General features: G+C 61.8%; 16 protein-coding genes and 3 pseudogenes. 7 read left to right on the forward strand and 12 right to left on the reverse strand.

Annotated elements, in window-relative coordinates; translation table 11 throughout:
• The first annotated feature begins 1 nt into the window (after position 1).
• Genes AQ611_RS10105 through AQ611_RS24650 form a run of 3 tightly spaced genes read left to right on the forward strand, consistent with a single transcriptional unit; the run spans position 2 to position 9,075 of the window.
• Positions 2-6,094, forward strand: coding sequence for a non-ribosomal peptide synthetase (locus AQ611_RS10105; RefSeq protein ID WP_069234421.1), 6,093 nt, complete (start codon positions 2-4; stop codon positions 6,092-6,094).
• Position 6,095: 1 nt separating this feature from the next.
• Positions 6,096-7,391, forward strand: a complete 1,296-nt coding sequence (locus tag AQ611_RS10110; RefSeq protein ID WP_069234422.1) for an NAD(P)/FAD-dependent oxidoreductase — start codon at positions 6,096-6,098, stop codon at positions 7,389-7,391.
• 10 nt (positions 7,392-7,401) lie between these two features.
• A complete protein-coding gene (locus AQ611_RS24650) occupies positions 7,402-9,075 on the forward strand; it encodes a formyltransferase family protein (protein WP_083237285.1) in 1,674 nt (557 codons plus the stop codon).
• Positions 9,076-9,114: 39 nt separating this feature from the next.
• Here AQ611_RS24650 and AQ611_RS10115 read toward each other — a convergent pair whose 3' ends face one another.
• The 6 genes and pseudogenes from AQ611_RS10115 to AQ611_RS10135 all read right to left on the reverse strand — a co-directional run bounded on the left by AQ611_RS10115 (position 9,115) and on the right by AQ611_RS10135 (position 16,084).
• On the reverse strand, positions 9,115-9,753 hold the full coding sequence (locus AQ611_RS10115) for a thioesterase II family protein (RefSeq protein WP_069234423.1): 639 nt from the start codon (positions 9,751-9,753) through the stop codon (positions 9,115-9,117).
• A 259-nt stretch (positions 9,754-10,012) separates the two neighbouring features.
• Positions 10,013-11,061: pseudogene (locus AQ611_RS10120) on the reverse strand (FecCD family ABC transporter permease).
• A gap of 866 nt (positions 11,062-11,927) precedes the next feature.
• Positions 11,928-12,047 (reverse strand): ESPR-type extended signal peptide-containing protein, encoded by a 120-nt coding sequence (locus AQ611_RS24655; protein WP_083237287.1) that lies wholly within the window; start codon positions 12,045-12,047, stop codon positions 11,928-11,930.
• A 186-nt stretch (positions 12,048-12,233) separates the two neighbouring features.
• On the reverse strand, positions 12,234-12,512 hold the full coding sequence (locus tag AQ611_RS10125) for a hypothetical protein (RefSeq protein ID WP_069234424.1): 279 nt from the start codon (positions 12,510-12,512) through the stop codon (positions 12,234-12,236).
• Between the two features lie 202 nt (positions 12,513-12,714).
• A complete protein-coding gene (gene tnpC / locus AQ611_RS10130) occupies positions 12,715-13,080 on the reverse strand; it encodes a Tn3 family transposase post-transcriptional regulator TnpC (RefSeq protein ID WP_069234425.1) in 366 nt (121 codons plus the stop codon).
• Positions 13,077-16,084: pseudogene (locus AQ611_RS10135) on the reverse strand (Tn3 family transposase). Before AQ611_RS10135 ends, tnpC begins: the two are co-directional and overlap by 4 nt.
• Positions 16,085-16,217: 133 nt before the next feature.
• Here AQ611_RS10135 and AQ611_RS10140 point away from each other — a divergent pair.
• Positions 16,218-17,131 (forward strand): annotated as a pseudogene (locus AQ611_RS10140) (ISNCY family transposase); the annotation flags it as partial.
• A gap of 197 nt (positions 17,132-17,328) precedes the next feature.
• The gene (locus tag AQ611_RS26105) at positions 17,329-17,505 is read left to right on the forward strand and encodes a hypothetical protein (RefSeq protein WP_197517114.1); all 177 of its coding nucleotides are present in this window, start codon (positions 17,329-17,331) and stop codon (positions 17,503-17,505) included.
• Positions 17,506-17,549: 44 nt separating this feature from the next.
• Here the strand turns inward: AQ611_RS26105 and AQ611_RS10145 are convergent, their stop codons facing one another.
• The 4 genes from AQ611_RS10145 to AQ611_RS10160 form a co-directional block, all read right to left on the reverse strand.
• Positions 17,550-18,536, reverse strand: a complete 987-nt coding sequence (locus tag AQ611_RS10145) for an NAD(P)H-quinone oxidoreductase (protein WP_069234426.1) — start codon at positions 18,534-18,536, stop codon at positions 17,550-17,552.
• Between the two features lie 135 nt (positions 18,537-18,671).
• Positions 18,672-19,199 (reverse strand): (R)-specific enoyl-CoA hydratase RipB/Ich, encoded by a 528-nt coding sequence (gene ripB, locus AQ611_RS10150; protein WP_069234427.1) that lies wholly within the window; start codon positions 19,197-19,199, stop codon positions 18,672-18,674.
• Between the two features lie 44 nt (positions 19,200-19,243).
• Positions 19,244-20,086, reverse strand: a complete 843-nt coding sequence (locus tag AQ611_RS10155; RefSeq protein ID WP_231935810.1) for an aldolase/citrate lyase family protein — start codon at positions 20,084-20,086, stop codon at positions 19,244-19,246.
• Between the two features lie 142 nt (positions 20,087-20,228).
• Positions 20,229-21,137, reverse strand: coding sequence for a LysR family transcriptional regulator (locus tag AQ611_RS10160; protein ID WP_069234428.1), 909 nt, complete (start codon positions 21,135-21,137; stop codon positions 20,229-20,231).
• Between the two features lie 118 nt (positions 21,138-21,255).
• Here AQ611_RS10160 and AQ611_RS10165 point away from each other — a divergent pair, with 118 nt between their 5' ends.
• The gene (locus AQ611_RS10165) at positions 21,256-22,587 is read left to right on the forward strand and encodes an MFS transporter (RefSeq protein WP_069234429.1); all 1,332 of its coding nucleotides are present in this window, start codon (positions 21,256-21,258) and stop codon (positions 22,585-22,587) included.
• A gap of 31 nt (positions 22,588-22,618) precedes the next feature.
• Positions 22,619-23,815 (forward strand): CaiB/BaiF CoA transferase family protein, encoded by a 1,197-nt coding sequence (locus AQ611_RS10170; RefSeq protein WP_069234430.1) that lies wholly within the window; start codon positions 22,619-22,621, stop codon positions 23,813-23,815.
• Positions 23,816-23,870: 55 nt separating this feature from the next.
• Here AQ611_RS10170 and AQ611_RS10175 read toward each other — a convergent pair whose 3' ends face one another.
• Positions 23,871-24,497 (reverse strand): hypothetical protein, encoded by a 627-nt coding sequence (locus tag AQ611_RS10175; RefSeq protein WP_069234431.1) that lies wholly within the window; start codon positions 24,495-24,497, stop codon positions 23,871-23,873.
• Positions 24,457-24,609: a hypothetical protein gene (locus AQ611_RS26110; RefSeq protein WP_180978144.1), complete on the reverse strand. Its 153-nt coding sequence runs from the start codon at positions 24,607-24,609 to the stop codon at positions 24,457-24,459. The genes AQ611_RS10175 and AQ611_RS26110 overlap by 41 nt, the downstream gene beginning before the upstream one ends.
• Positions 24,610-24,686: the final 77 nt, after the last annotated feature.

The following is a 24,686-nucleotide window of genomic DNA, read 5'->3' on the forward strand; positions in this document are numbered from 1 at the left end:
CATGAAGATCGACTTGCGAAACGCGTCGCCGGGATACCGCCTTTCTCCACAGCAACAGGCGCAATGGCCGGGCGACGGCACCCGGCGCGCCTACGTCGTCACCCTGAGGCTGGACGGCAGACTGGATTCGCATCGCCTCCTCGATGCCGCCAACGCCGTGGCGCGGCGGTACGAAATTCTTCGCACGGTCGTCCGCACGCTTCCTAACGGCGCAGGCGCGATACAGATGGTCGGCGCGCATGAGCCGGCGACGACGCTGCCGGCGCGCCTGCCGTCCGACGACGTGCCGTTCGGCGTCGCGCTGCGCGATGACGCGGCGGGTTGCGTCATCGACGTGAGCATCGATGGTTCGTGCGCGGATCGCTGGTCGGTCGCGACGATCCTCGAGCGCCTGGCCGATGCATATCGGGATGCACAGTTGCCTGACGCGCGCCCCGTCATCGAATATCCCGATCTGAGCGAGGGCTACCACACGCTGCTGCTCGACCCGGCGGGACGCCGCTATTGGAACCAGCGTCTCGCTTCGACACGCGCGGCAAAGCATGACGCCTCACCACCCGCCCCGGCGAGCGAGGCCGAGCACAGCGCGACGCTCGCGTGCGACGCCGGATTGACGGAAACCGAGTGCTTCGCGCGCTGGGTGCTGTTCCTGGCGAAATGGACGCGCAGCCGCACGGTCGTCGCGGGCTATCTCGCGCCGGGCGACCGGTTCGCTGACCACGCTGATCTGATCGGACCCATCGCGCGGCCGCTCGCGCTGCCATTCGAAGTCGATTGGTCGTCGGACGTCGATTCGATCCTCCGCGCGATCGCCCGGCAGACCGGCGCCGATCTCGCTCAGGCCAATCATTTCGACTGCACAGCACCCGGGCCTGTCACCGGTCCGGCGTTCATGTTCGAGCCATCGTGCGCGCTGCCCGCCTTCTTCGCCGGCCTCCGCGTGCTTGATGCGACGTTGTGGCCGCCGCCTTCGTCGGCTGTTCTGCGGCTGTCCATGATTGCACCCGGCGTGCTGCGTTTGAGTGCGCGCGATCTGCCCGATGCGCGGTTCGAAACGATGATCTCGCAAGTGCGCGGCGTGTTCGACCCCGCCGCGCCCATCGGCGGCATGCGGCCCGGCGCCGTCGACCCGCGCGGCAACGACGCCGCCTTGGACCAGGCGCACGACATGCCGTGCGTCGCGGATACCGTGCGCCACTGGGCGCGGCATCGTCCCGAGCACATCGCGCTGCGCGATGCGACGCAGTCGATGTCCTATGCCGCGCTCGACGTCGCCGTGCGCGACGCGGCCCGCACGCTTGCCGCGCGCGGCGTCTCGCATCGCGATACCGTCGCGCTGCAAACGCGCCGAGGGGTGGAATGGGTCGTCTGGTGGCTGGCGATATGGCGCACGGGCGCGGTCGTGTTGCCGCTGCCGGCCGATGCATCCGCCGAACGCACCGCGCAAGGGTGCGCGCAGGCCGGCGCGCGCTGGCTCGTCTCGACCACGACGCCTGCCGATCACACCGCGGGCCTGCCGCCCGTGATCACGCCGACGGCCGGGCGCGCGTGCGTCGAAGCGACCGCCCCGGACCATCGCCCCGCCGCCAATGAGCCCGCGTACATCCTGTTTACGTCGGGCTCGACGGGCACGCCCAAAGCCGTCACGGTCAGCCATCACGCGTTGTCGACCTATCTCGGCTGGGCACGGACGCGCTACGCAAGCGAGCGCCACGGCGGCACGATCGTGCATTCCGAGCTCACCTTCGATTTCACGCAAACCTGCCTGTGGCTGCCGCTGCTGGCGGGCGAAACGGTACGCTTCGCGCCCGATCCCGTCACGCCCGCCATGTTGTACGAGCTGCTGCTCGGCGAGCCACCGCTGTCGTTCATCAAGCTCACGCCCGCGCACCTGCAAGGATTCGCGGCGCTCGAAAGGCTGAATCCGCGCTCCGTGCCGTGGCCGGATCACGTGGTGGTGGGCGGCGCGGCACTCGCGGGCGCAATGTTGCCGCCCTCGCTGCGGCGTGCACGCACGATCATCCACAACGAATATGGTCCCACCGAAGCCACCGTCGGCTGCTGCGTGCAGAGCGAGCCGGCCGAGGGCATCTCGCCGGGACCTGTCTCGATCGGCGCGGCCACGCCGCGTAGCGCGCTCCTGGTGCTCGACGCCGAATTGCAGCCCGCTGCGGCTGGAGAAGCCGGCGAGCTGTATCTCAGCGGCGATCAACTGGCCCTCGGCTATGTCGGCAATCCAGCGCAAACCGCGCAGCGGTTCCTGCCGAATCCCGCCCCCGGCAGCCCCGGGGAACGGGTCTATCGCACCGGCGACCTGGTCCGGCGCACGCCTGACGAACACCTTGTCTTCGTCGGGCGCGTGGACGACATGATCAAACGGAACGGCGTGCGCATCGAACCTGGAGCAATCACGGCGCACGTGCTGCGCCATCCGGGCGTATCCGGCTGCCACACATTCGCACAGCGGCCCGCGCCCGCGTCGGAACCGCTGATCGTTTGCGCCGTCGTCGGCGACGGGGTCGACGTGCATGCGCTGCGTGCGTGGCTCGCGTCGCAGTTGCCGGCGCATACGATGCCGAATCGCATCGTGCCGGTCGACACGCTGCCCTGCACGCCGCAAGGCAAGATCGACGAACGGGCACTCGCCGCCAGCCTGTCCGCCGCGGACCCCGCCCCGCCTTCGCTCGCCACGCGCGCGGAAACGTTGCTCGGCGCCATCTGGCGCGCCACGCTCGGCGCGGCGGAGATCACGCCGTCCAGCCATTTCTTCGTCGAAGGCGGAGATTCGATCCGGGCAATCACTGTCGCCGTCGAAGCGCGCAAGCAAGGCCTCCTGCTGACCGCGGAACACCTTTTTCAGCATCCGGTGCTGCGCGATCTCGCGGCCGCGGCCACGGCCGCCGGCCCCGTTCCGGACGACGCGGCGCCGACGATGCCGGACGCCCGCCCCCCGGATGCCGACGTGGAAGAGACCTGTCCGGCGTCCTACCTGCAACTCGGCATGATTTTCCAGAATCAGGCCCATGGGCACGACGGGCGTTATCACGACATCTTCAGTTACCGGCTCGGCCTGCACGTCGACGAAGCCTGCCTGCGCGAAGCGGCGCGGCGCGCCGTCGCGCGTCATCCCGCGTTGCGCACGACTTTCGATCTGGCCGCCGACGGCCAGGCGGTGCAGCGTATCTGGACGCGCGGACCGGACGCGCTCGACTACGAGGACCTGACCGCGCTGCCGCCCGCCGACCAGCAGCGGACCATCGACCAGTGGATCGCCGGCGAACGGGCGCGCGGCTTCGACGTCCGGGTGTTGCCGCTGCTGCGCTTCAAGGCGCACCGGCTGGGTCCGCGCATGCTCCAGTTCACCACCAGCTTCCATCACGGCATCATGGACGGCTGGAGCGACCAGCAGATTCACACGGAACTGTTCGCCGACTACCAGGCCCTGCTCGGCGGCCGGGAGGCCCGCCTCGCGCCGCCCGTCAGCCGTTATCGCGACTTCGTCGCCGCCGAGCGCGCCGCCGTCGAATCGCCAGTGACGCGCGCGTTTTGGCGTGACTATCTGGAGGACGCGGCGCCGACCCGCCTGTCGCCGGCAAGCGGGGACCCGCCCGCCTGCGCCGAACCCGGCGCGCCAGCGCATCACCACCGCACCGGGACCGTATCCGCGCCGGTCTGTCAGCGCCTGCACGACGCCGCGCGGCAATCGCGCGAGCCTCTCGCCGTCCTGCTGCTGAGCGCCCATCTCGTCGCGCTGCGTCTGCTGACCGGGGAGCGCGAGCTCCTGTCATGCAGCGTAACGGATTGCCGTCTCGACGAAGACACGGGCGAGCGGGCCGTCGGCCTGTACATCAACACGCTGCCCGTGCGGGCACGCGTCGACGACGACACATGGCGAGCGCTCGTGAATCGGGTGGGTCATGACCGGCGCGCGGCGTTCGGCCATCGCCGGCTGCCGTATGCGGAAATCTGTCGCCTCGCCGGCGAGGCCCGCCTGTCGGATTCACTGTTTTACTTCACGAACTTCCACAACGGCATCGCAGCGACCGACGATCTCGTGCAGTATGGCAAGTCCTCGCACGAGATCACCAGTTTTCCGCTGACGGCCAGCTTCAACGTTGCGCCGTCCACCGGCGAGATGACCTACAGCCTCGCGTTCGACACGCGGCACTTCACGGCCGCCCGCATCGAACAGATCGCATGCTGCTACGACGCGGCGCTCGATGGGCTCGCGCGCGGCATCGACGCGCCGCTGCCGACGATCGACGCGATGCCGGACGTGTCGCGCTCGATCCTGTTGAACGACGACGCCAGCAGTGCCAGCGCGCCAAACCTGCCCGCGCTATTCGCCGCGCAAGTTCGGTCGCACGGCGACGCGCCCGCCGTTCGCGACGCACACAGCGTCCTGACCTATCGCGAACTCGACGCACGCGCGCGCTCCATCGCGGCAGCACTCGCCCGGCGCGGCATGGGCGCCGGCTCCGTGGTCGGGATTCGGATCGAGTATTCGGCGGCATTGCCCGTCGCGCTGCTGGGCGTGCTGATGAGCGGCGCCTGCTTCGTCGCGGTGGACCCTGATGAGCCTCACGCCCGCCTCGCGCATGTCCTCGCGAACGTGGCGCTCGTCCTCTGCCCCAACGGCGACGATGCGCCCGCATCCGCCGTCCCCCACCTCGACCTGCACGCGCTCGAAACAGAGGGCGCCGGCGAGCAGACCTTCGAGCCGCCCCACATCGCGCCCCTCCTGCCCGCGTACCGGATCTATACGTCTGGAACGACCGGCATCCCTAAATGCGTCGATGTCCACCACGCCGCCTACGTCAACGCCATCGCTCACTTTCGCGACATGCTGCGCGTCGGTCCCGGCGATCGCGTGATGCTGACTTCGGCCCTGACGTTCGACATCAGCCTGCTCGAAGTCGCGCTGCCGCTCGCGAGCGGCGCCGTGCTGCACGTCCTGAACCGCGACGAGGCGCTGACGCCCGCCGCCTACGACACGACCGGGCACGCAGCGGGCCACACGATCATCCAGACCACGCCGTCCGTCTGGTCGGTGCTGCGCCTGCGCGGCTGGTCCTGTCCGCCGCGCGTAACGGCCCTCGTCGGCGGCGAAGCATTGCCGCACGAACTCGGCGACTGGCTGTCCGAGGCGACAGAAGCCGCCTGGCAAGTGTATGGCCCCTCCGAGACCACGATCTGGTCGACCGCCGCGCGGCTGGGCCGCGCGTCGCACGCAATCGGCGCGCCGATTGCGCAGACCCGCTGTTACCTGCTCGACGAGCGGCTCGACGCGGTGCCGTCAGGCAGCGTCGGCACGCTCTACATCGGGGGCGCCGGCGTCGCGCTCGGTTACGCGGGCGCGGCGGGCGCGACGGCTGCATCGTTCCTGCCCGATCCGCACGCCGCGACGCCAGGCGCCCGCATGTACCGCACGGGCGATCGCGCGCGCGTCGATGAGACCGGCGCGCTGGTGTTTCTCGGTCGCGTCGACCGGCAGGTCAAGCTCGCCGGGCATCGGCTCGAACTCGACGAGGTGGAAGCGCGGCTCGCCGCCCACCCCGACATCGCTCACGCAATCGTGGTGCTGGATCCCGAGTTGCAAGACCGGCTGGCCGCTTACCTCGTGGCGCGCGCGCCTCGCGCGCAGCCGGACGCCGCGCAGTTGCGCGACTGGCTGTCGACGCACGTGCCGCCCTACGCGCTGCCGGCCAGCTATACCTGGATCGACACGCCGCCGCGCACGCGCAACGGCAAACTCGACCGGCGCGCGCTACCCGTCCCGCCCCGTGCGCACGCCGCGCCCGCCGCCCGCCAGGCCGCCCCGTCGCGCCCGCTGGAACGCGTGCTCCAGCACCTATGGATGAAGGTCCTGACGGTGGAGTCGATCGGCATGCACGACAACTTCATGATGCTCGGCGGCTATTCCCTGTCCGCCATCCGGATCGTCGCGCAACTGCGCGATCTGTTTGGCGTTCCGGTCTCGGCGTCGGCGCTCTTCACCGCGCCCACCATCTGCGAACTGGCCGATCATCTGCTGGACACCTACCCGTCAGCCGATATCGATGCGAAATCCGATCTCCTTCTCTCGTTAATCTAATATGTTCACGCGCCCTTTCGACCGCACCCGCCGCACTTTTCTCGCCGCCCTGTTAAGCGCGACGGCGGCCGATCTCGTCTCGGCCGCCGGCCTGCCAACCGGCGGCGGCATCCGGATCGGCATCGTCGGTGCGGGCGTCGGCGGCCTGACGGCCGCCCGTTATCTGAACATGCTGATGCCGCGCGCGCATCTCGTCGTGTTTGAACCCGACCGGCGCTATCACGCGTGCTTCAAATCCAATGAAGCGCTCGCGGGCATCCGGCCGGACAGCGACCTCCTGTTTGGCTACGACGCGTGGAAAAAACGGACTGAGTGGATCGCCGAAGCGGTCGCGTCCGTCGAAACCGGCGTGATCGTCACTGAGCGCGGCAGCCGTCATGCGTTCGACTGGATCGTCGTGTCGACCGGCGTGCAGTTCCGCTACGACCGCATCGACGGGCTGTCCGCCGCGCGCGCGCTGGACGTTCCGCATGCGTGGGCGGGCAAGGCGCAGTACGACGCGCTGCGCGCGCAGCTCGTCGCGATGCGTGACGGCGGCGTGGTGCTCATCGCGCCGCCCAAGGCCCCATACAAGTGCCCGCCGGGGCCGTTCGAGCGCGCGAGCCTCGTTGCGCACTATCTGCGTCATCACAAGCCGAACGCCAAGATCATCATTGCCGACGGCAACGAGAACTTCTCCAAGCAGCCGCTCTTTCAACGGGGCTGGGAACGGCTTTACGGATTCGGCGCGCCGCAGAGCCTCATCGAGCGCATCAGCGGCGGCAAGGGAGGACGGGTGGTCAGCGTCGACGTCGCCAGCCGGCGCGTCACGCTCGAAAACGGCGAATCGATCCGCGCCGACGTGTGCAACCTCATTCCGCCGCAATACGCGGGCGCGATGCCCGAGCGCTCGGGCCTGGCCGACGAAAGCGGCTGGTGCCCCGTCGACAAGGCCACGATGGAATCGACGCGCGTAGCCGGCGTCTATGTGGTTGGCGATGCATGCGACGCCGCGAGCATGCCGAAATCGGCGTTCTCCGCGACCTCGCAGGCCAAAGCCTGCGCGTTCGCGATCGCCGCGGCGGCCGCGTCGGCGCCGCCGCCCACCCCGCGCTTCATGAACGCCTGCTTCAGCCTGCTGGAACCAGGCTATGGCATTTCGATCGCCCATCACTACGCGTATGAAAAGGCGGGCAATCGCATTACGCAGTTGTCCGGCGGCACGACATCGATCGATGCATCGGACGAGGATCTGTCGAGAGAAGCCGCATTTTCCGAGGACTGGTTCAGCATCGTCACGCGGCAACTCTTCGCTTGATACGGTCACCATGCCCCTAGCTCACTCACCACACACTGACCCGCTGCGCACCGTCGATCCAGGCCAGCAACACTGCGTCGTGGTCGGCAGCGGCACGCTGGCCGTGTCCTGCTGCGAACAGCTGCTCGCATCGGGCCGCGTCGTTGCCGCGCTGCTGCCGACGGATGCCGCGCTGCATGCATGGGGTGAGCGCGAACACGTCTTTCGGCTGGGCTCCATCGCGTCACTGTCCGAATGGGTCAGGGACCATCCGGTTCACTGGCTGTTTTCCGTCTCGAATCCGCTCATGCTTCCGTCGACACTTGTCGACAACATCAGCCGCGGCGCATTCAATTACCACGACGGTCCCCTGCCGAAATATGCCGGCAGTCATGCGACGTCGTGGGCGTTGCTGTCTGGCGAAACGGAGCACGCAATCTGCTGGCATTGTCTTTCCTTCCCGGTGGACGCGGGACATATTGCCATTCGCCGCAAAGTGCCGATCGAGGCCCAGGACACCGCGTTGTCGCTGAACCTGAAGTGTTACCAGGCGGCCCGCGATGGTTTTGCCGAGTTGCTGTCCCGTCTCGATTCGAATCCGCTCGCACTTGAACCGCAGGATATGGCGCAGCGAAGCTTCTACGCAAAGTGGCGTCGACCGGAATCCGGCGCGCACCTTCGCTGGTCCATGCCAGCGCATGCTCTGTCAGCATTGGCACGCGCGCTCGATTTCGGCGAACATTACCCCAACCCCCTGACTTCGCCGAAGCTATGGGTCGCCGATACCGCGTTCGCGATCCGGCAGGTTCATCCTCTGAGGCAATGCTCCGGCAAGCCGCCTGGCACACTAATCGGCATCGCCCCTGATGCCTGGCAAGTTGCCACTGGTAGTACCGACGTGCTCGTGCGGGGATTCTCTAGTCTCGAAGGCGTTCCGCTCGCCGCAAACGAACTCGCTGATGCGTTGGCATTGAACCGAGGTTCGTCGCTCCCCGTTCTCACGCAAGAAGAGACTGAGTTGGCGAGAAGCACGCTTGAGACCTTGGCTCCGGGCGAGGCATTCTGGCGCGAGCGCCTCGCCCGGTCCGGCGCCGGTCGGCTGATCTTTCCCTCATCGCACGATCACAGCAGACAAGGCGCGCGTGAGACGACCGACTGGTTCTCCCCACGTCCTGCAATGGGCTGTGAAGACCCTGCTGTTGTCACACTGGGTACAATCCTGGGTTGTATCCAGTTTGAATTCAATCAATCGCGCGTTCAGGTTGGATGGAAAGTTGACGAGGCGGCGACTTTGTCCGGGCGCTTGGCCGGACTAGCGCAGATCGTCCCGTTGGAATTTCATGCTGAACGGAGAAGTGATTTTCGTTGCTACCACCAATCGGTCACGCGGGAATTGAGGCTTATAAAGCAACATCGCACGTATCCACGAGATATTGTGTCTCGATACCCAGAATTAAAATCGATTCACGCGCTGCGGACCCAGCATCCATGGGACATTGGAATTTCCCTGGTCCGAAGCAACATCGATTCGACAAATCATACGCCCGCCCCTCCTTGTGGTATCGGTCGAGTCGCCACTTTGGAAATCGAGGAAGACGGACGTTTTCGTTGGATATATGACGCACAACACGAAAGCCGAGGCATTATCGAACGTCTGAATGACAGGATGAAAGATACTGGCTCATTTCCGGGATCCGACTTGTGAGCGGGCAGTAAAATAATCAGCTTCATCTATCTCCGGGGTTCATAACTGCAAACGTCTGCCAAGGTCGGGGACGATATATCCGATGGTCTCGCGAGCGGATTCCCGATGAAAAAAATGTCCACCGCGAACTGCCTGCGCGCGAAAGCTACTACGGGTATGGTGGCCCCATTGAGCCATGCTCGCGCGATCGTGATCGGCGTCGTGTGCGCCGAATAGCGCCATGACGGGACAATCGAGCCTATCTTGTTCCGCGTCGTAGGCATACCGATTGAACAACGTGAGGTCAGCTGCTATCACCGGCAGGAAGTACCTCATGAATTCGGACTCCGCAGCAAAGCTGTCGTCGACGCCGCCAAAGCGTCGCACCGTTCGCAGTAAGCTCTGCTCATCTTCAAACTGTGTGTCCGCCTTGCGCACTGCCGACGGCGCGTACGAGGCGCCAACGAAGAGCATTCGCGGCCCTGCGACGCCGCGGCGTCGCAGCGCAATCGCCACCTCGTATGCGATTAAACCGCCGAGGCTGTGCCCATAGAACGCGAACGGTTTGTCTTGCCAGCAATCAAGCACATCGCAAATTTCCTCAACGAGCGGCACCCAATCGATGCACGGCGGCTCGTCGCTGCGCTGCTCGCGTCCCGCAAGTTGAACCGCATAAACACCCACGTCAGGAGGCACCATTGGATCCCACGCGTAGTAGATCGATGCCCCCGCACCTGCATGCGGAAAGCAGACCAACCGCGTGGCGTGGTCAGTGCGTCGCGATACAGTATAAATGCAACGCCGCTCCGTCATCGGCACTCGCCTTGTAAGGTTGCAGAGAATTTCCGGCCAGCGCGCTCCGAAACATTTGCCGTACAACGGATACCGAGCAGTCCATACAATTCCTCGTCCAACCAGTGGGTGGCCGCCCGCCATTTGCAGAATTCGATCACATCCCTCATACAGCCTTCTTTTTTAACAATAAGGCGAGAAAGAACGGCGCGCCAAACAGGGCTGTCAGAATGCCGAGAGGAATTTCAGCGGGGGCGTGCAAGGTACGCGCGCCGAGGTCCGCGAATAGCATCAGGATCGCGCCGAACAGCGCAGCTCCCGGCATAACGAAACGTTGGCCATGCCCAACAAGCAACCGCATACAATGTGGAGCGACGAGACCTACGAAAGCGATTCCGTGCATGCGACTAGTGTACCAACACATAATGCGACGCCGCAAAGCACGCTTCGTTTGACGCGCAACACTGGGACACCGAGATGAAGAGCTTCAGTCTCTCCCAACTGCAGCGCGTTAAGTGCCCGTCGGTTACCTAGAAGCAATCCACCACCGAGCACGATGATCGGGGCGACTGCTGCGATAACTGTCCAATTTGCACCCGCTATGCTACCGAGGTTCCAGAATGTGAGTGTCCGCAACTGCTCGCTATCAGAAACGTATATGAGAAGACCGATACCGCCGAGAGCGAGAGCGTTGACTGCAATACCTGCGAGCAGCAGCAGAGGTACGGCAAGATGGCCGCTTAGTGCCGCGAAACCATACATCAGCAATGAAGCGACGAACGCACCGGCGAATGCAGCCACCGGAAGGTAGCCAAATATTACCGGATGGGGAAGGAAGACAGATCCCAGCACGATTAGCGCTGAGGCGCCGAATGCAGCGCCGCTCGATATGCCAAGCAACCCAGGATCAGCAAGAGGATTTCGAAAAAGAGCCTGCATGGCACTTCCCGACAAGCCCAACCCGGCTCCCGCCAGAATCGCCATGACGACCCGTGGAGCACGGATTTCGACCAGCACGTACCGCAATTGTCGTAGCTCCGGGTCATGGAGCAATGATGCCTCGCTTGCGAACATCGCCGCTAGGACCCGCTCAAAAGGGAGTCGATAGGCACCAATGCATAGCGTGGCGCCCATGACAGCGATCAGACCAAGAACCAACATAGCCAACGCTAGTCGACCCGTAAATACAGCAGACTGGAATCTTGATATATTCATAACAGAGGCCACAGAAATCGAGTTTGGCAGTGCATTAAACTCCATCCGAGGCGAAACTACGCGTAATTGTGAGTCTACGCCCAGAAGATGTGATTTCTGCATCACGCCTTGGCTACGGGAATCCTAGGGACGCGGGGAACTTGTCGTTGTGTGGAGGACCCGCCTGTTTAGAAAATTTCAAGATAGGCCCAAGACTGCGGATAACGGTACGCCAGTTCGTCGAACAGGACTTAGGCTGCGAAATCGGTGACTTACATTCGAGACGACTTGCTCGACGCAGCATACGGTAAGCAAGTGCATCTCGCTCATACCGAGTTTCGGCATGGTTCCGATTTGTCGATGAGCAAGACAACGTCAACGCGATCCGCGCTTGCTGAACAGCGAGATAAAAAGCCACCACTGCAGCGCAGGACGGGTACATGTTCACTGAGAGTCTCCAAGTACAGAGCAACAGAAGGCTGGCTGGGCGGACATCTGCACCTGGCTGGAGTACCCATGATATGGGTGTCATCGCGAACCGCGCGTTTGTGATCGACAGTGTAATCGGGGATACCCATTGTTAGCAATCTCGACTCGGACTACTGTCGCGGACAAATAGAACTGTCCGGTCTTGCGGAAAATAACATGTCCGCACGTTAGGCTGGTTCACCAGGTGCACTCCCTTCCAAAAACAATCGTATGCGGTCTTTTAACGACGCCCCTCAGAGGTTGAGGTCGGCAGGCATGCTCCAAGGGGCATGCGTACTTTTCATCCGAAATGTGGCGGTTTCAGGGTGCCGACCCGCCTGCAGCAAGGCTTTGCCTCGATTGGCATTTCGCGCGGCCTGTCCGATCGCAAGTCCTTGAACTTTTAGCCCTTTTCAGAGCTACCCGGCATTCCCTGCACGAAAAGGACAATCACCCCCCTTGGCCGTCGCCGTTTCCGCAACGGCGACCACCATACCCCGGAACCTGGAATACACCAGGCGGTGCGCATTCTTGTTCATTCTTGTCGACGTGGCCCGAGTCCATTCGTTGGTTATTGGACGCGAGCTCACAGTAGTCTTGGAGGATGACTATCAACAATTGCTAAGCCGTTGATGAAAAACTACAAATTTCGAATTTCAGACTTGTCCGATTGACGTGCCACTCGCGCGCCAGCCGCTCAATGAACGACGCGATCGCCGCTCCGCTTAGCGCGATTCGGTTTGTGGAGTGATCTCGAACGAGAAGTGGACATCCCAATACCGCTCGACCGTATAAATGCAGTCCGGCACCTCGGTGGATTGGGTTCGCTGCAGCAGCGTGACGGCGATATCGAGCGTGACGCCGCACAGGTTGCAGAGGAATCGAACGGCATCCCGAAAAACAATGTCCTTCAGTCTGTCGAGATCGAAGCCAAGCGCGCGAAGGTGCTCGCACAGAAAGACGCCGCCCCATTCGTTGTTGTCGAGCTCGTCGATGTGCTGCATCCTCAACAGCCGATCGAACCCATTGTCGTCGTCCAGAGCGCATGCGGGCCCAGAACGACATGTTCATCGCGGCACGCTTGGCCACGATAACTTGTTCTCGGGTGATCGGTTTCATCCTGTCGAAAATCGTGTACCCGAGGTGACAGAGGGTTGATTTTCAAACAGCATTCTGCCTCACATCGTGTGGTTTGCCTCCAGCCATTCAGTCTTCGCCAAAGTCGTCGTCTGGATATAACGCCTCCAGTGGCTCGAGAATCGTCCTCACGCGCATCAATTCCGATACGAATTCGTCGATCAGGTCGAGCGCATCCAGTACCTGCTCGGGGAAGGTGCCTTCTCGCCGTGACGGAACCGACGGCGCGCCGTTCAAGACCGAATGCGCCATTGTGTGGATGGCCAGCAAATCGTCGCGCAGTCCCTCGGGATCGTGCAGTTGGATTCGGATGCGATCGACAATATCCACAGCCGCTAGCAGCCGCGTCGTGTCGTAACTCGATTCGAGCCGCGTTAGCGCCGCAGTGTCAACGTCGCCGAAATAGGTCGTGGTCGTAGCCGGGCGTGCGGTCATGGGCGAGATGGATAGTGACGGGGCGCATGACCGAATAACGGATCTCTGATCCAGGCTTCCGGACGACGGTCCAGATGCAGTTTATAGTGGCCAAAGCGCCGGATGTTGTGGGTCGGGTATGGACTCAGGAAAGCAATATCTTCGGTGCGTACTTTTTCGCCATTCGCGACCATCTCGCGCAGCGCCTGCATCATGTCCACCGTGTTCTGCAGGATCACTGCCGACGCGACCAGGACATTGTAGCGAAGCCGCTTCTGCTGCTCCTCCGGTTCGTTCTCGGCGATCACGTCGCCGCCGAAGCCCAGCCATTTCGAGAAGCCATTGTACGACTCGATCTTGTTGGTATTCGCCGTGACATCCTGCCGCAGTTCAATGCTGCCGATCCACTTGAGCAGATACACAGTGCGCACCACGTTGCCGAGCTCGCGGGCCGCGAGGTACAGCCGGTTCTTGCGGCTTTCGGACCCGAGTCGGCGCAGCAGCAGCGGTGACGAAATGGTGCCCGCCTGGATCGACAGCGCGACCTGCATCAGTTCCTGCCAGTGCTGCTCGATCAGCGTCCAATCGATGGTCGCCGTAAATAGCTTGTCGATGTGCTTGTACCTGGACTTGCTGTCTGGCCGGTACAGAACGAGATCCTTCCAGTTGCGAATCCGTGGCATCAGGTTGATGCCGAGCAGATACGTGAAAGCGAAGACGGCGGCCGACTGACCCTGCGTGTCGGCATGGACCGTATCGGCCTTAACCGACAGCCCCGCTTTCAGCAGTCCCTCGATCACGTAGATCGCTTCCCAGACGCCCGGCGGGATGAAGTGCTGGAACACCGCGATATAGTTATCGGCAACGTGCCGGTATGCGATCGCGCCCATCTTTTTGTACCGGAAGTGGTAACCGGCCAGCAGGTTGTTGTCGTAGAAATCGTACTGCGTACCATCCCATCGGCCGCGACTGTTTTGCCATCGCCCCAGTGCTTCGGCAAGTCGAGCCGCAGGTACAGCTCGATCAGCTCGCGCTGCGCGGTCTCGAGCTTGTCGAGACTCACATGCCGACGGTTGACGAACGACAGCATATGCGCGGTCACATCCGAGTCGAGATGGCGGGCCGCCTGGGTCGGCCCCAGATTGCAGCCCATCGCGAAAATCGTCAGCAGGTAGCGCTCGGCGTCGGCGGCCTTGCGAATCTGAGAATCGCTTCCGGACAATGGGCCGAAGTGTCGCGTGAAATGCGTCCAGTGCTCGATGTTCGCGAGGATGTCCAGCATGTTGCGCGTCGGCAGCCGAGCGTTCAGCCGCTCTTGCAGCGCGATCGCGCTGGCCGGAATCTCCTTCGGGACCGTTTTGCGCAAAATCGGTTCGCCGTTACGGTCAATCACGACATGCTCACGCTTGCGCGGCAATTCCTCGTCAAGCATGCGGGCGGCGTCCGTCAGCCATTGACAGAGATGGCGCACGAAGTCGCTGCCGGTCGTTGGCATGCCGAGCTTGTCGCAATAGTCCGGTAGCTGCTCCTCACATTGCCGCCACGGCAGCAGGTGGTCGCGATAATCGGCGTAGGCATCGGAGCCAGACACGCAGAGATCGCCGATTCGCAGTTCTTCCGCCATGTACGAAAGCACGCAGAGCTCAAGATAGCGACGGTTGGTCGGCGGTCCTTCGCCATGGGAGCGCCGCGCGAGTTTCCGCCACCTCGGCGCCGCGAAGCTCAGATCGACGTCGGCGTCGATCCACTCCCGATGCAGCGTTTCGTTTTCCAGCACCACATCGAGGGCTTCCAACAGCGTGCGGACCGGGCTGGTCGAATCCCACTCGAGGGAGCGGGCGACACGCATCATGACCGAGCGGTGCGCCTTAAAGTGCTTCCATAGCAGCGGCAGATAATTGCGGCCACTGAACGCCCGGATCGCCGCGCAACTCTCACGCAACGGCTCCAGATCGCCTTTGGGCGCGAGCAGTTTTCGGACTGCCTTGGCGATGGCGGTCTCGTCGGACTCCTCGGCAAGGATGTCGGCCACGCCGTCGAGCAACCCGACCAGATCCTCGACCTGATCGCGCTGCTTGCGCTGAATCACCTCCAGCTCGCCGCTCGCCCGCTTGTGGATGGCCGCCATGCGCCGCACGAACATGTCGGCGAGGTCATCGCGGCCCCGTACGCGCATGCGGTTGAGCAGCGCAACGATCAGCGTGTAGCGCTTCTCGGGCAGCATGTCATTTCTGAGTGCGGAGGCATCGAGCGCCATCGCTTGTTGTGCCAGCGAGCGCAACTTCGAGGCCGGAATCCCGGCGAGCGCAAGCGAGAAATCGCCGAGCTCGTCGAGCCAGGCGATCTGGTCGATCAACTGATCCAGATGCTGCCGGGATGGGCGTTTCGCGTGACGCTTGATTCGGTTATAGGCGGTTTGCCGGCTCGACAAATCGCGCGCGAGAAGTCGGTCGAGTGCAAGTTTCTGTTCGTCGGTCAGGCGTCGCGGGACCCGCTTGAACAGCCGGGACTGCGCGCGAGCATGGATCTGTTCGGTTAGCCGGTCGAGCGTCGAGAACGCCGGCAACTCGATATTGCGCGCAATCAGCTCGTCGATTGTCGCGTTGATGATGTCGACAGGCTGGTCCATCGTCAGCGACGCCGTGTGTGCGGCGCGTGTCGCGATCGCGTTCGCATCGGTGCCGTAATACGGCTTCACGTCAAGGTAGGCGCGAACCGCCGAGTAATGCCGGAACAGCGTGGGTGACATCGTGGTGTCGTAGCCGAATCGGGTGGCGTCGCTGATGTCGGCGGCGGCACGCACATGGTCGACGATGGCGTCGGGGATAACGCCGAGCACCGGGAAGTAATGCAACTGCTGGAACACCTTCAGCAGCACCAGCAGGCCCAATCGAGGTCGCTCGCCGCGCGTCGACCGGCGGGCCCATTCCAGCTCGTCGGGTAGCGGGGTGTAACAGGCTTGCAACTCCCGTGGTGACAAAACCTCGGGGAAGCATGGGTACGCGGTGCGTTCGAGGGTAGCCATTGCGAATCGTCCGGATCGCAGAGGGCCGCTCAGGTTAGCGCAAGAAAAATCAGAGGTTACTACGGCAAACGGTAATAATTCCCCGGTTCTTTATTACCAAAAGTCTTATGATAGGATTTTGCGCTTACCTTGTTCATACCCCTATTTCGAAGCACTCTCGAAGTATCTGGGCGCGCACGGCAAGCCGGTGGCGTTCTACAGCGACAAGGCCAGCGTGTTTTACGTGAAGGACCGCTCGGCGACAGCGGGCAAAGGCGTCACGCAGTTCGGGCGTGCCCTGTACGAACTCAATATCGAGACATTCTGCGCGAATTCGAGCCAAGCCAAGGGGCGCGTGGAGCGCGCAAACCAGACGCTGCAGGACCGGTTGGTGAAGGAGCTGCGGTTGCGCGGCATCAGCACATGGGAGGCCGCCAATGCGTATGCGCCCTCCTTCGTCGCGGACTTTAACCGGCGTTTTGCCAGGGCGGCCGCGAGCGATCACAACGCTCATCGGCCGCTCCGTGATGACGAGGACCTGCGGCAGATTCTGGCCTATCGCGTGCCGCGCAAGGTCACGAATGCGCTGACGGTGCAGTATGACCGGGTGATGTATCTGCTGCAGGACACGGTAGCCAACCGCAGCCTGATCCACCAGTACGTGGAGGTCGTCGAGTATCCCGACGGAAGGATCGAGATTCAGGCTGACGGCATCGTGTTGCCGTACACGGAATACGACCGCATTGCCAGGATCGACCAGGGCGCCGAGATCGACAACAAGCGCCTCTCGCATGCGCTTGCCGTGGCCCGCTCGATACAGGAGATACGTGACGATCGACGCGCGGCGGGCTCGCCGTCACGAACGCATATTGGCGAAGCAGTCCGGGCGAAGAAAGCACTGCTTGGGCTGAAAAAACAGCGTGCAATCGAGGTTGCCGACCTGAACCAGGCCATTCTCGGAATCAGCGTGAAAGAAACGGGGGACGGGGGGCGGCTGCGCCGCCCCAACCCAGAAACATAAAAAGAAACAGGACCAACACCACGCTCAAACCGGACATTTCTATCTAGCCAGAGCCCCGACATTTGTATCTGGCTTTGACAAAAAGATGTGAGACTGGGAACGTCCGGCCCGAAAGTGTCCAGGCTGTGCCTCGGCTGCATGACCTACGGCGATCCGTCAATTCGATCTAGAAATCATCCGATCACGCTCCAACTCGGGTCGGTCCGCTCACGTACTGAATTGTCAAAGTTTTCTCAGTTGGACGTTGGACGCTGTCGACTTCATCCTTCTCATTTTTCTATCGAATGAAATCGCGAAGTCTTTCCATATCGATCTTGAAAAAATCACGCTGGTGATCTTCACCGCTCTGGTAGTGCGGCTGGTCGGCACACTACTGTTTGTGCCGAGCAGCCGAATGGTTTCGGCCGCAAGCCGATATTGAGGTTCAAACTTCAAAAGCCAACAGCAATCGCCAGCGCTGTCAACTCACGGCCGCACTATGAGAATGACTTTACCCAGTCCTCGCCCGTGCTCCATTCGCTGGTGCGCCTGAGTTGCACAAGCAAGCGGGAACCGGCTATCTATGACTGGCAAAAGTGTTCGACGCACAAAGTGCTCTTCCCAGTTTTCGCGGAAGCGTCTAACCATCGCGTGCTTGGCCTCGGGGTCGCGTGACTTCATGACAGTACCGAATATCTGAAGATGCCGATAAAGGAGTCGATCTAACGGAAATCCCGTGCTGACGGCGCCTCCCAGCAATCCGACCTGAACCAGTCTCCCCCCGTAAGCGAGTGAGCGAACGTTACGCTCCAGGTAGCCGGCTCCGATCAGATCGAGAATAACATCGACGCCTTGGCCTGCCGTCGTCGACGCGAGCACGTCCTCATAGTCCTCTGTTCTGGGATCAATCAGAATATCCGCACCAAGCTTATGCAACGCCACGTGTTTTTCTATTTTTGCAGTAGCGTACACTGTTGCACCTTTTGCCTTCGCGAGTTGCACTGCCGCGCAGCCAATTCCACTGGACGCAGCGTGAATCAAGGCCCGATCGCCATATTGCAGCCTGCCCAGATGAAAGAGCGCTTCGTGTGCCGTGACAAATACCTCTGGAATGGCGGCAGCATGTGCGTAGTCAAGTCCGTAGGGTATAGGCATGGCCATCCGATAGTCGATACGCGCGAGTTCAGCGTAGGCCCCGCCACCGACGATGCCCATTACTCTGTCGCCAGCACGGTAACCCACGGTATCTCTGCCCGTTTCTATCACCTCTCCGGAAATTTCCAGTCCCATAACGGGCGAGTCTCCGAAAAAAGGTCTGCCATATTTTCCGAGACGCAGCAACAGATCTGCCCGGTTCACACCTGCTGCGTACACGCGAACCAGCAGGTCTGCAGGACGGATCACCGGATCCTCGACTTCAGTTAAGCGCAACACGTCTGCTTTGCCAAACGTATCGAAGGTGATTGCTTTCACGAAATGACCTTCTGTTGATGGGCGAAATGACCACCGCATCAATCAGCGTCGCTTTGCGGCAATGCGACCGTATCGGTGGAGTCCGTGAAAGGTCTGGACGCGGGGCTTTGTTGCCTATGACAACGCTTTCGTAGTTCAGTAATTGGCCCGGGCTTCAGGCGAATGGCCTCGTCGGTAGATCAGCAACACGCGCTCGAACGTCATCACGATCTTGCCGTCTTGGTTGACACCTTTCGTCTCGACCGTGACGATGCCCTGGGTCGGACGGCTTTTGGATTCACGCTTCGAGAGAACGGTCGATTCCGCGTACAGCGTATCGCCAGCGAACACCGGATGCGTTGCGCGCACCTTGTCCCAGCCGAGATTCGCGACTACTTTCGCGCTGACGGTGCGCACGCTCATGCCAGTCAACAGCGCGAGTGTGAAAGTGCTGTCCACCAGCAGCTTCTTCCACTCGGTCTGTGCCGCGAATACGGCGTCGAAGTGCACCTGCTGCGTGTTCATCGTAAGCAGCGTCGTCCAGATGTTGTCGACGTCGGTAATCGTGCGGCCGGGCCGGTGCTCATAAATGTTGCCGGGTTCGAAGTCTTCGTAGTAAAGACCGGACGTTTCGCGGAAACGATTTTCACCGATCTGACGAAAGGCGGATATTGCGGTACTCATTGTGGAATCCTTTGTTTGGCGATAAGAGGAACACGTAAATTAGCTTATGCGTTAGCCAGCACGCGTCGCGCTTCGCGTGCCATCGCTTCGTCGATCATGCACTCGTCGACAATACCAACGCCCTGCCCGCTTGCGGCCATCACCCGGTGTGCCCAGGCGATGCGCTCGGCGGAAGGAGAAAACGCGGAGTGAATTGCCTCGATGTGTGTCGGATGAATCGTTGCCTTCGCGTGAAACCCGTTGTCGCGTGCGAACGCGAGTTCCGCCTGCAACGCACCGGTGTCGTGGATGGCGAAGCACGGCGCGTCGATCGCAAGCACCACCGCACGTGCGGCAGCCGCAGCAATCCTGCAGCGTGCAATCTCAAGCGCACGCGAATGCGGCTGCGCGCCAACATCCGATGCATAGTCGGCCGCGCCGAACATCAATGCAGCCACGCGCGGACTCGACGCGGCAATTGCCTCGACCGCGCACAGGCCGCGTGCCGATTCGATCAGCGGCACGATCGAACAATGCTTTTGCGCGGCCTCGAGCAGCGCGTCGAGCAGTTCAATCTGTGCTGGCGCTTCGACCTTCGGCAACAATACGAATGCGGGTGTACGCCGCGCATCGAGCAGCATCGCGAGATCATCGAGACCGAAGCGAGTCGACAGGGCATTAATGCGTACCGCAAGTACCGGTGAGTCTGCCGGCGGTGTTTCGAGCAACCAGCGAACGGTTTGCCGTGCAGCCGCTTTTTCGCCGGAATGCACGGCGTCTTCGAGGTCGACGATCAGTACGTCGGCCGCGTTTTTAGCGGCGTTGGCAAAACGCTCGGGGCGCGTCGCCGGCGTGAAGAGCCAGCTGCGCGCACGTAGCAGCGGGGAAGAAACGAAAGAGGAAGACACAGCTCGGAGAACCTCGTAGAGGTGATCGATGCCGACATTGTTGCCACTATGCGAACTTCACACAATTCGGCATTGCCGAGAGCAGCCTTCGGAAATCGGGAAGTCCGGCGATGAGCGCCCTACTCCAGGGCATGCGTGGTATCTACCGTTTCACGCGCGAGGCCGCGCTCGCCACGAGATGATCGAGCAGTTGCAAGGCATAAACGGGTAGCGTTTCCCGGTCGCGCACGCACACGCGCATTTTGCGCAGCGCCCACTTGTCACGCAGACGCAGCACGCGCACCGCCATCGTCTTTTTGCAACGACGTGCCGCCGACTCGGGCACGACCGCAACGCCAACGCCGTTCTCCACCAGCCGGCAGATCGCATCGAAGCTGCGCAATTGAATGCGCTGTCGAATCCGCTTGTGCAGACTGCGCGCATGCCCTTCGAGGTAGTCCTGAATCGCCGAGCCCGCACCATAACCGATGAAGTCGTGATCGAGCAGTTCGACGAAACCGATCTCGCGCAGGCCGTCGAAATGCGCATCGTCCGCAGGAACGACTGCGCAAAGGCGGTCGGTGGCGAAATCGTAGGTTTGCAGCATGCCGATGTGCGCGCTCGCCGCGACGATGCCGATATCAGCAACGCCTTCGTTCAGTGCCTCGATGATCTCGCGACTCAACCGTTCTTCAACCTCGATGTTCACGTTCGGATGATTGGAAAGGAAATGACTGACCGGCTCCGGCACGAATTCAGTCAGCGCGTTTGTGTTTGCGAGCAGCCTCACGGTGCCTTTCAGTCCGTGTGCGAATTCCCCGAGATCGTCGGTCATCCGCTGCATCGACGAGAGCATCGTGCGAGCATGTCGCAGCAGCGTATGCCCCGCTTCAGTCGGCGTTACGCCGAACCGCTGGCGCGCGAGCAACGGAACACCGACCGCCTCCTCCATTTGCTTGACGCGCCCGCTGGCAGAGCCCAATGCGAGGTTCGCGCGCGCCGCACCGTGCGTGATGCTACCCGCTTCCACGATGGCCACGAAGAGCCGCAAGTCCGCTATATCGAAACGCATCGCCGCTCCTTTTTTCGCATGCCTACGGAATTCCCGAAGGCCGCCACCAAGAAATTCGCATTGTGCCTAGCAGACGCGTCTTCGACAATGACCGGACAAAATCGATACGGAGACGCAGATGACACCCTCGACCGATGCCAGGTCGCTCGACCCACATCATGTCCGCTCGATGCAACGCCGCGCCGCCATCGCGAGTCTGATCGGCTCGGTGATTGAATGGTACGACTTCTTCATCTTCGGCACAGCTGCCGCGCTCGTGTTTCCGCATTACTTCTTTCCTGGCGAAGCGGGCCGTTCGCTCGCCTCGTCCTTCTTCACCATCTTCGTCGGGTTTGTCGCACGGCCGGTCGGTGCGCTGATCTTCGGTCATATCGGCGATCGTCTTGGGCGCAAGGCAACACTACTTTCTACGCTACTGCTGATGAGTATTGCGACGATCACTGTCGGCTGTCTGCCGGGCCACGCACAATGGGGCCCTGTCGCGGGCTGGGTGCTAATGGCCTGCCGCTTTCTACAGGGAATCGGCGTCGGCGGTGAATGGGGCGGCGCGGTTCTGCTGTCGCTCGAATGGCACGGAGAACGTCGGCGTGGACTGATCGGCAGTCTCACGCACATCGGCGTGCCGCTCGGACTGGTGCTGTCTGTCGCGGTCAACAAGGCCGTTAGCCTATGGTCCGCCGACGCGTTTGGCGACACCGGCTGGCGTTACCCATTCCTGTTCAGCGCAGTGTTGCTGGCCGTCGGCCTGTTCATCCGTTTCAAGGTCGACGAATCGCCGGCATTCGCAGAGACGCAAGCGCATGCTGACGTACCGCGCGCACCGATCGTTGAAGCAATGCGGGGGCATTGGAAAGATATTCTGCTTGCTGCGCTCACCCGCCCGGGTGAACAAGGCTCGTTCTACATCTTGACCACCTTCGTCGTGTCCTACGCGATCGACCATCTCGGCATAAGCCGCGACTTCATGCTCGATACCCTATTCAACGCGGCGCTCGTCTCGGTCTTCACCACACCACTGTTCGGTTGGCTGTCGGATGTCTGGGGACGCCGTCGCGTATACGTCGCCGGCGCGCTCGCGATGGCCGCTTTCTCGTTTCCATATTTCATGCTGCTTGAATCGAGGATACCTCTCGCGATTGTCGTCGCCATTGTCGGCTCACTGATCGTTCACGACGTAATGTACGGCCCGCAGGCCGCATTCATCGCCGAAGTGTTTCCCGCGCGCGTGCGCTACAGCGCATCGTCGATCGGTTACCAGTTCGCATCGGTGATCGCAGGCGGTCCCGCGCCGTTAATAGCGGTCGCGCTGCTCGGCTACTACGGGTCGGGCTACGCAGTGGCTGCCTATCTGTTCGCGATGAGCTGCGTAAGCGCGATCGCCGGTGCGCTGCTTGGCCGGAGGCACTCGCTCGAACGCGCCAGAGTGACAGGCTTTGTCCGTCCAGAATAAATTTGGCCTTCCGTTTCTTTCACACACCACCATGACCCATATCGCACCAGCATTGCCGCTCGCCGGTATCACCGTCGTCTCATTCGAACACGCGATCGCGGCGCCGTTCGCTACCCGTCAGCTCGCCGACCTGGGCGCGCGCGTGATCAAGGTTGAGCGCCCAGGCAGTGGCGATTTCGCGCGCGGCTATGACAACCGTGCGCGCGGGGTCGCGTCACATTTCGTGTGGTGCAACCGCTCAAAGGAAAGCCTGACACTCGACATGAAAGCGCCCCCTGCCCGCGAAATCCTCGAACAGTTGCTCGCGCACGCCGATGTAGTCGTGCAAAACCTCGCTCCCGGCGCAGCCTCTCGTCTTGGCATCGACGAAGCGTCGCTGCGTCCGCGCTACCCGAAAGTGATTGTCTGCGACATCTCCGGGTACGGCGATCATGGTCCGTATCGCGACAAGAAAGCATACGATCTGATGATCCAGAGCGAATCCGGTTTTGTGTCGATCACCGGTAGCGGCGATGCGCCCGCGAAAGCCGGCCTGTCGATCGCCGATATCGCATCTGGTATGTACGCGTATTCGGGCATCCTATCCGCGCTGATCGCGCGTTCGCACAGCGGGCTCGGTACCCGCATCGAGGTATCGATGCTCGAGGCACTCACCGAATGGATGGGCTACCCACTCTACTACACGCTCGACGGTGCACCACCGCCCGCCCGCACCGGCGCAGGCCATGCGACGATTTTCCCGTATGGTCCGTTTCCGGCGGGCGACGGACGCACCGTTCTTCTGGGCTTGCAGAATGAACGCGAGTGGCAGACATTCTGCTCGCGTGTGCTGGGCGACGAAGCTCTCGCCACCGACCCGCGTTTTGCGAACAACATGTTGCGCTCGCTGCATCGCGATGCATTGACGGCAATCATCATTGACGCATTCGCCCCACTCACTACAGAGGATGTTTTGCGCAGGCTGGACGACGCAGGCATAGCGAACGCACGTGTACGCGAGATGGACGACGTATGGGCACATCCACAGTTACGTAGCCGCGGCCGGTGGACTACGATCGACACCCCCGCCGGCAGGCTGCCTGCGCTGCTCCCCCCAGTGACAATTGCCGGCTGCTACCCGGTGATGAACGCTGTGCCCGCGCTGGGTGAACATACCGTGCCGATCCTGCGCGAGCTGGGTTACTCAGATGAGCTTATCTCGCGATGGCGTGAGGAACGCGTGGTGTGACATGCTCAGCTGCTACTTAACCTCTCTTCCACGCGGTGGGCGTCTCGGCGCGCATTTATGACTTCAATTCTGCAATCGGTCGATTTTCAAAAGCAAGATCATATGATCGCGAAGTGCCACGATAGATCCAGAAGCAAACGACCAGGATCCACACACAGGTTATCCCTTCCTGAGCGAGAAATGCAAAGGAGGATGCGGGTGACCAATGGCCGGTAGGAATGAATATGCAGAAAATCGCGACGAAATTGGCCGCCGCCACAACGAGTGCTGCGTCATTTCCGAGCCAACGAGGAAGCAGCGGGTAATGCCGGTTTGCCGAAGCGATGGCGGCCCATACCATGCCTTGAAGGCATGCGCCAATACACCATGTGAGATTGGAGGCATCCCACATCGCCGTAAGCACGAAATAGTCGGACGAGCCGGCACCAACGTTCGGATATCCACGAACGAGCAACGGAATCGTCATATAGAGGCTCAACGCGATCACTTGAACCACCAAGTATGCGGCGCTCGCGACGATCATGATCAGCGTTGGGAACGTGATGCGCTTCGCTTGATCGATGTAGACGAGAGCGAGAAGGAGTATGAATACCTTGATTGCGTCGAATCCTATCGTCCCAAGAATCACTTGCCATTCAACCCTATGATAGAGCAGCAGATAGGCCAGATAAATTCTGGCCATCGAGGTTGACGTCCGGATAGGGAAACGGACCAATGTTTACGAGTGCCACCAGACAGAGCAACGAGACGACGCTGAAGATGCTGGCATGGCGCAAGCGGTTTTGCTCGTTCATTTAAATCTCCTGGAGACGGGCAACTGGCGAATTCAACGGATTCGTGACTACGTGATGTTTCAACGTTAACGACGACG

The organism is Burkholderia singularis (assembly GCF_001718875.1).
GTDB classification, from domain to species: Bacteria; Pseudomonadota; Gammaproteobacteria; order Burkholderiales; family Burkholderiaceae; genus Burkholderia; species Burkholderia singularis.

Excerpts from the sequence above, each read along its gene's own strand:
- AQ611_RS10105 (WP_069234421.1), top strand. The coding sequence starts at position 2 with ATGAAGATCGACTTGCGAAACGCGTCGCCGGGATACCGCCTTTCTCCA.
- AQ611_RS10110 (WP_069234422.1), top strand. The coding sequence starts at position 6,096 with ATGTTCACGCGCCCTTTCGACCGCACCCGCCGCACTTTTCTCGCCGCC.
- AQ611_RS24650 (WP_083237285.1), top strand. The coding sequence starts at position 7,402 with ATGCCCCTAGCTCACTCACCACACACTGACCCGCTGCGCACCGTCGAT.
- AQ611_RS10115 (WP_069234423.1), bottom strand. The coding sequence starts at position 9,753 with ATGGTGCCTCCTGACGTGGGTGTTTATGCGGTTCAACTTGCGGGACGC.
- AQ611_RS24655 (WP_083237287.1), bottom strand. The coding sequence starts at position 12,047 with ATGAACAAGAATGCGCACCGCCTGGTGTATTCCAGGTTCCGGGGTATG.
- AQ611_RS10125 (WP_069234424.1), bottom strand. The coding sequence starts at position 12,512 with ATGCAGCACATCGACGAGCTCGACAACAACGAATGGGGCGGCGTCTTT.
- tnpC (WP_069234425.1), bottom strand. The coding sequence starts at position 13,080 with ATGACCGCACGCCCGGCTACGACCACGACCTATTTCGGCGACGTTGAC.
- ripB (WP_069234427.1), bottom strand. The coding sequence starts at position 19,199 with ATGAGTACCGCAATATCCGCCTTTCGTCAGATCGGTGAAAATCGTTTC.
- AQ611_RS10160 (WP_069234428.1), bottom strand. The coding sequence starts at position 21,137 with ATGCGTTTCGATATAGCGGACTTGCGGCTCTTCGTGGCCATCGTGGAA.
- AQ611_RS10165 (WP_069234429.1), top strand. The coding sequence starts at position 21,256 with ATGACACCCTCGACCGATGCCAGGTCGCTCGACCCACATCATGTCCGC.
- AQ611_RS10170 (WP_069234430.1), top strand. The coding sequence starts at position 22,619 with ATGACCCATATCGCACCAGCATTGCCGCTCGCCGGTATCACCGTCGTC.
- AQ611_RS10175 (WP_069234431.1), bottom strand. The coding sequence starts at position 24,497 with ATGGCCAGAATTTATCTGGCCTATCTGCTGCTCTATCATAGGGTTGAA.
- AQ611_RS26110 (WP_180978144.1), bottom strand. The coding sequence starts at position 24,609 with ATGAACGAGCAAAACCGCTTGCGCCATGCCAGCATCTTCAGCGTCGTC.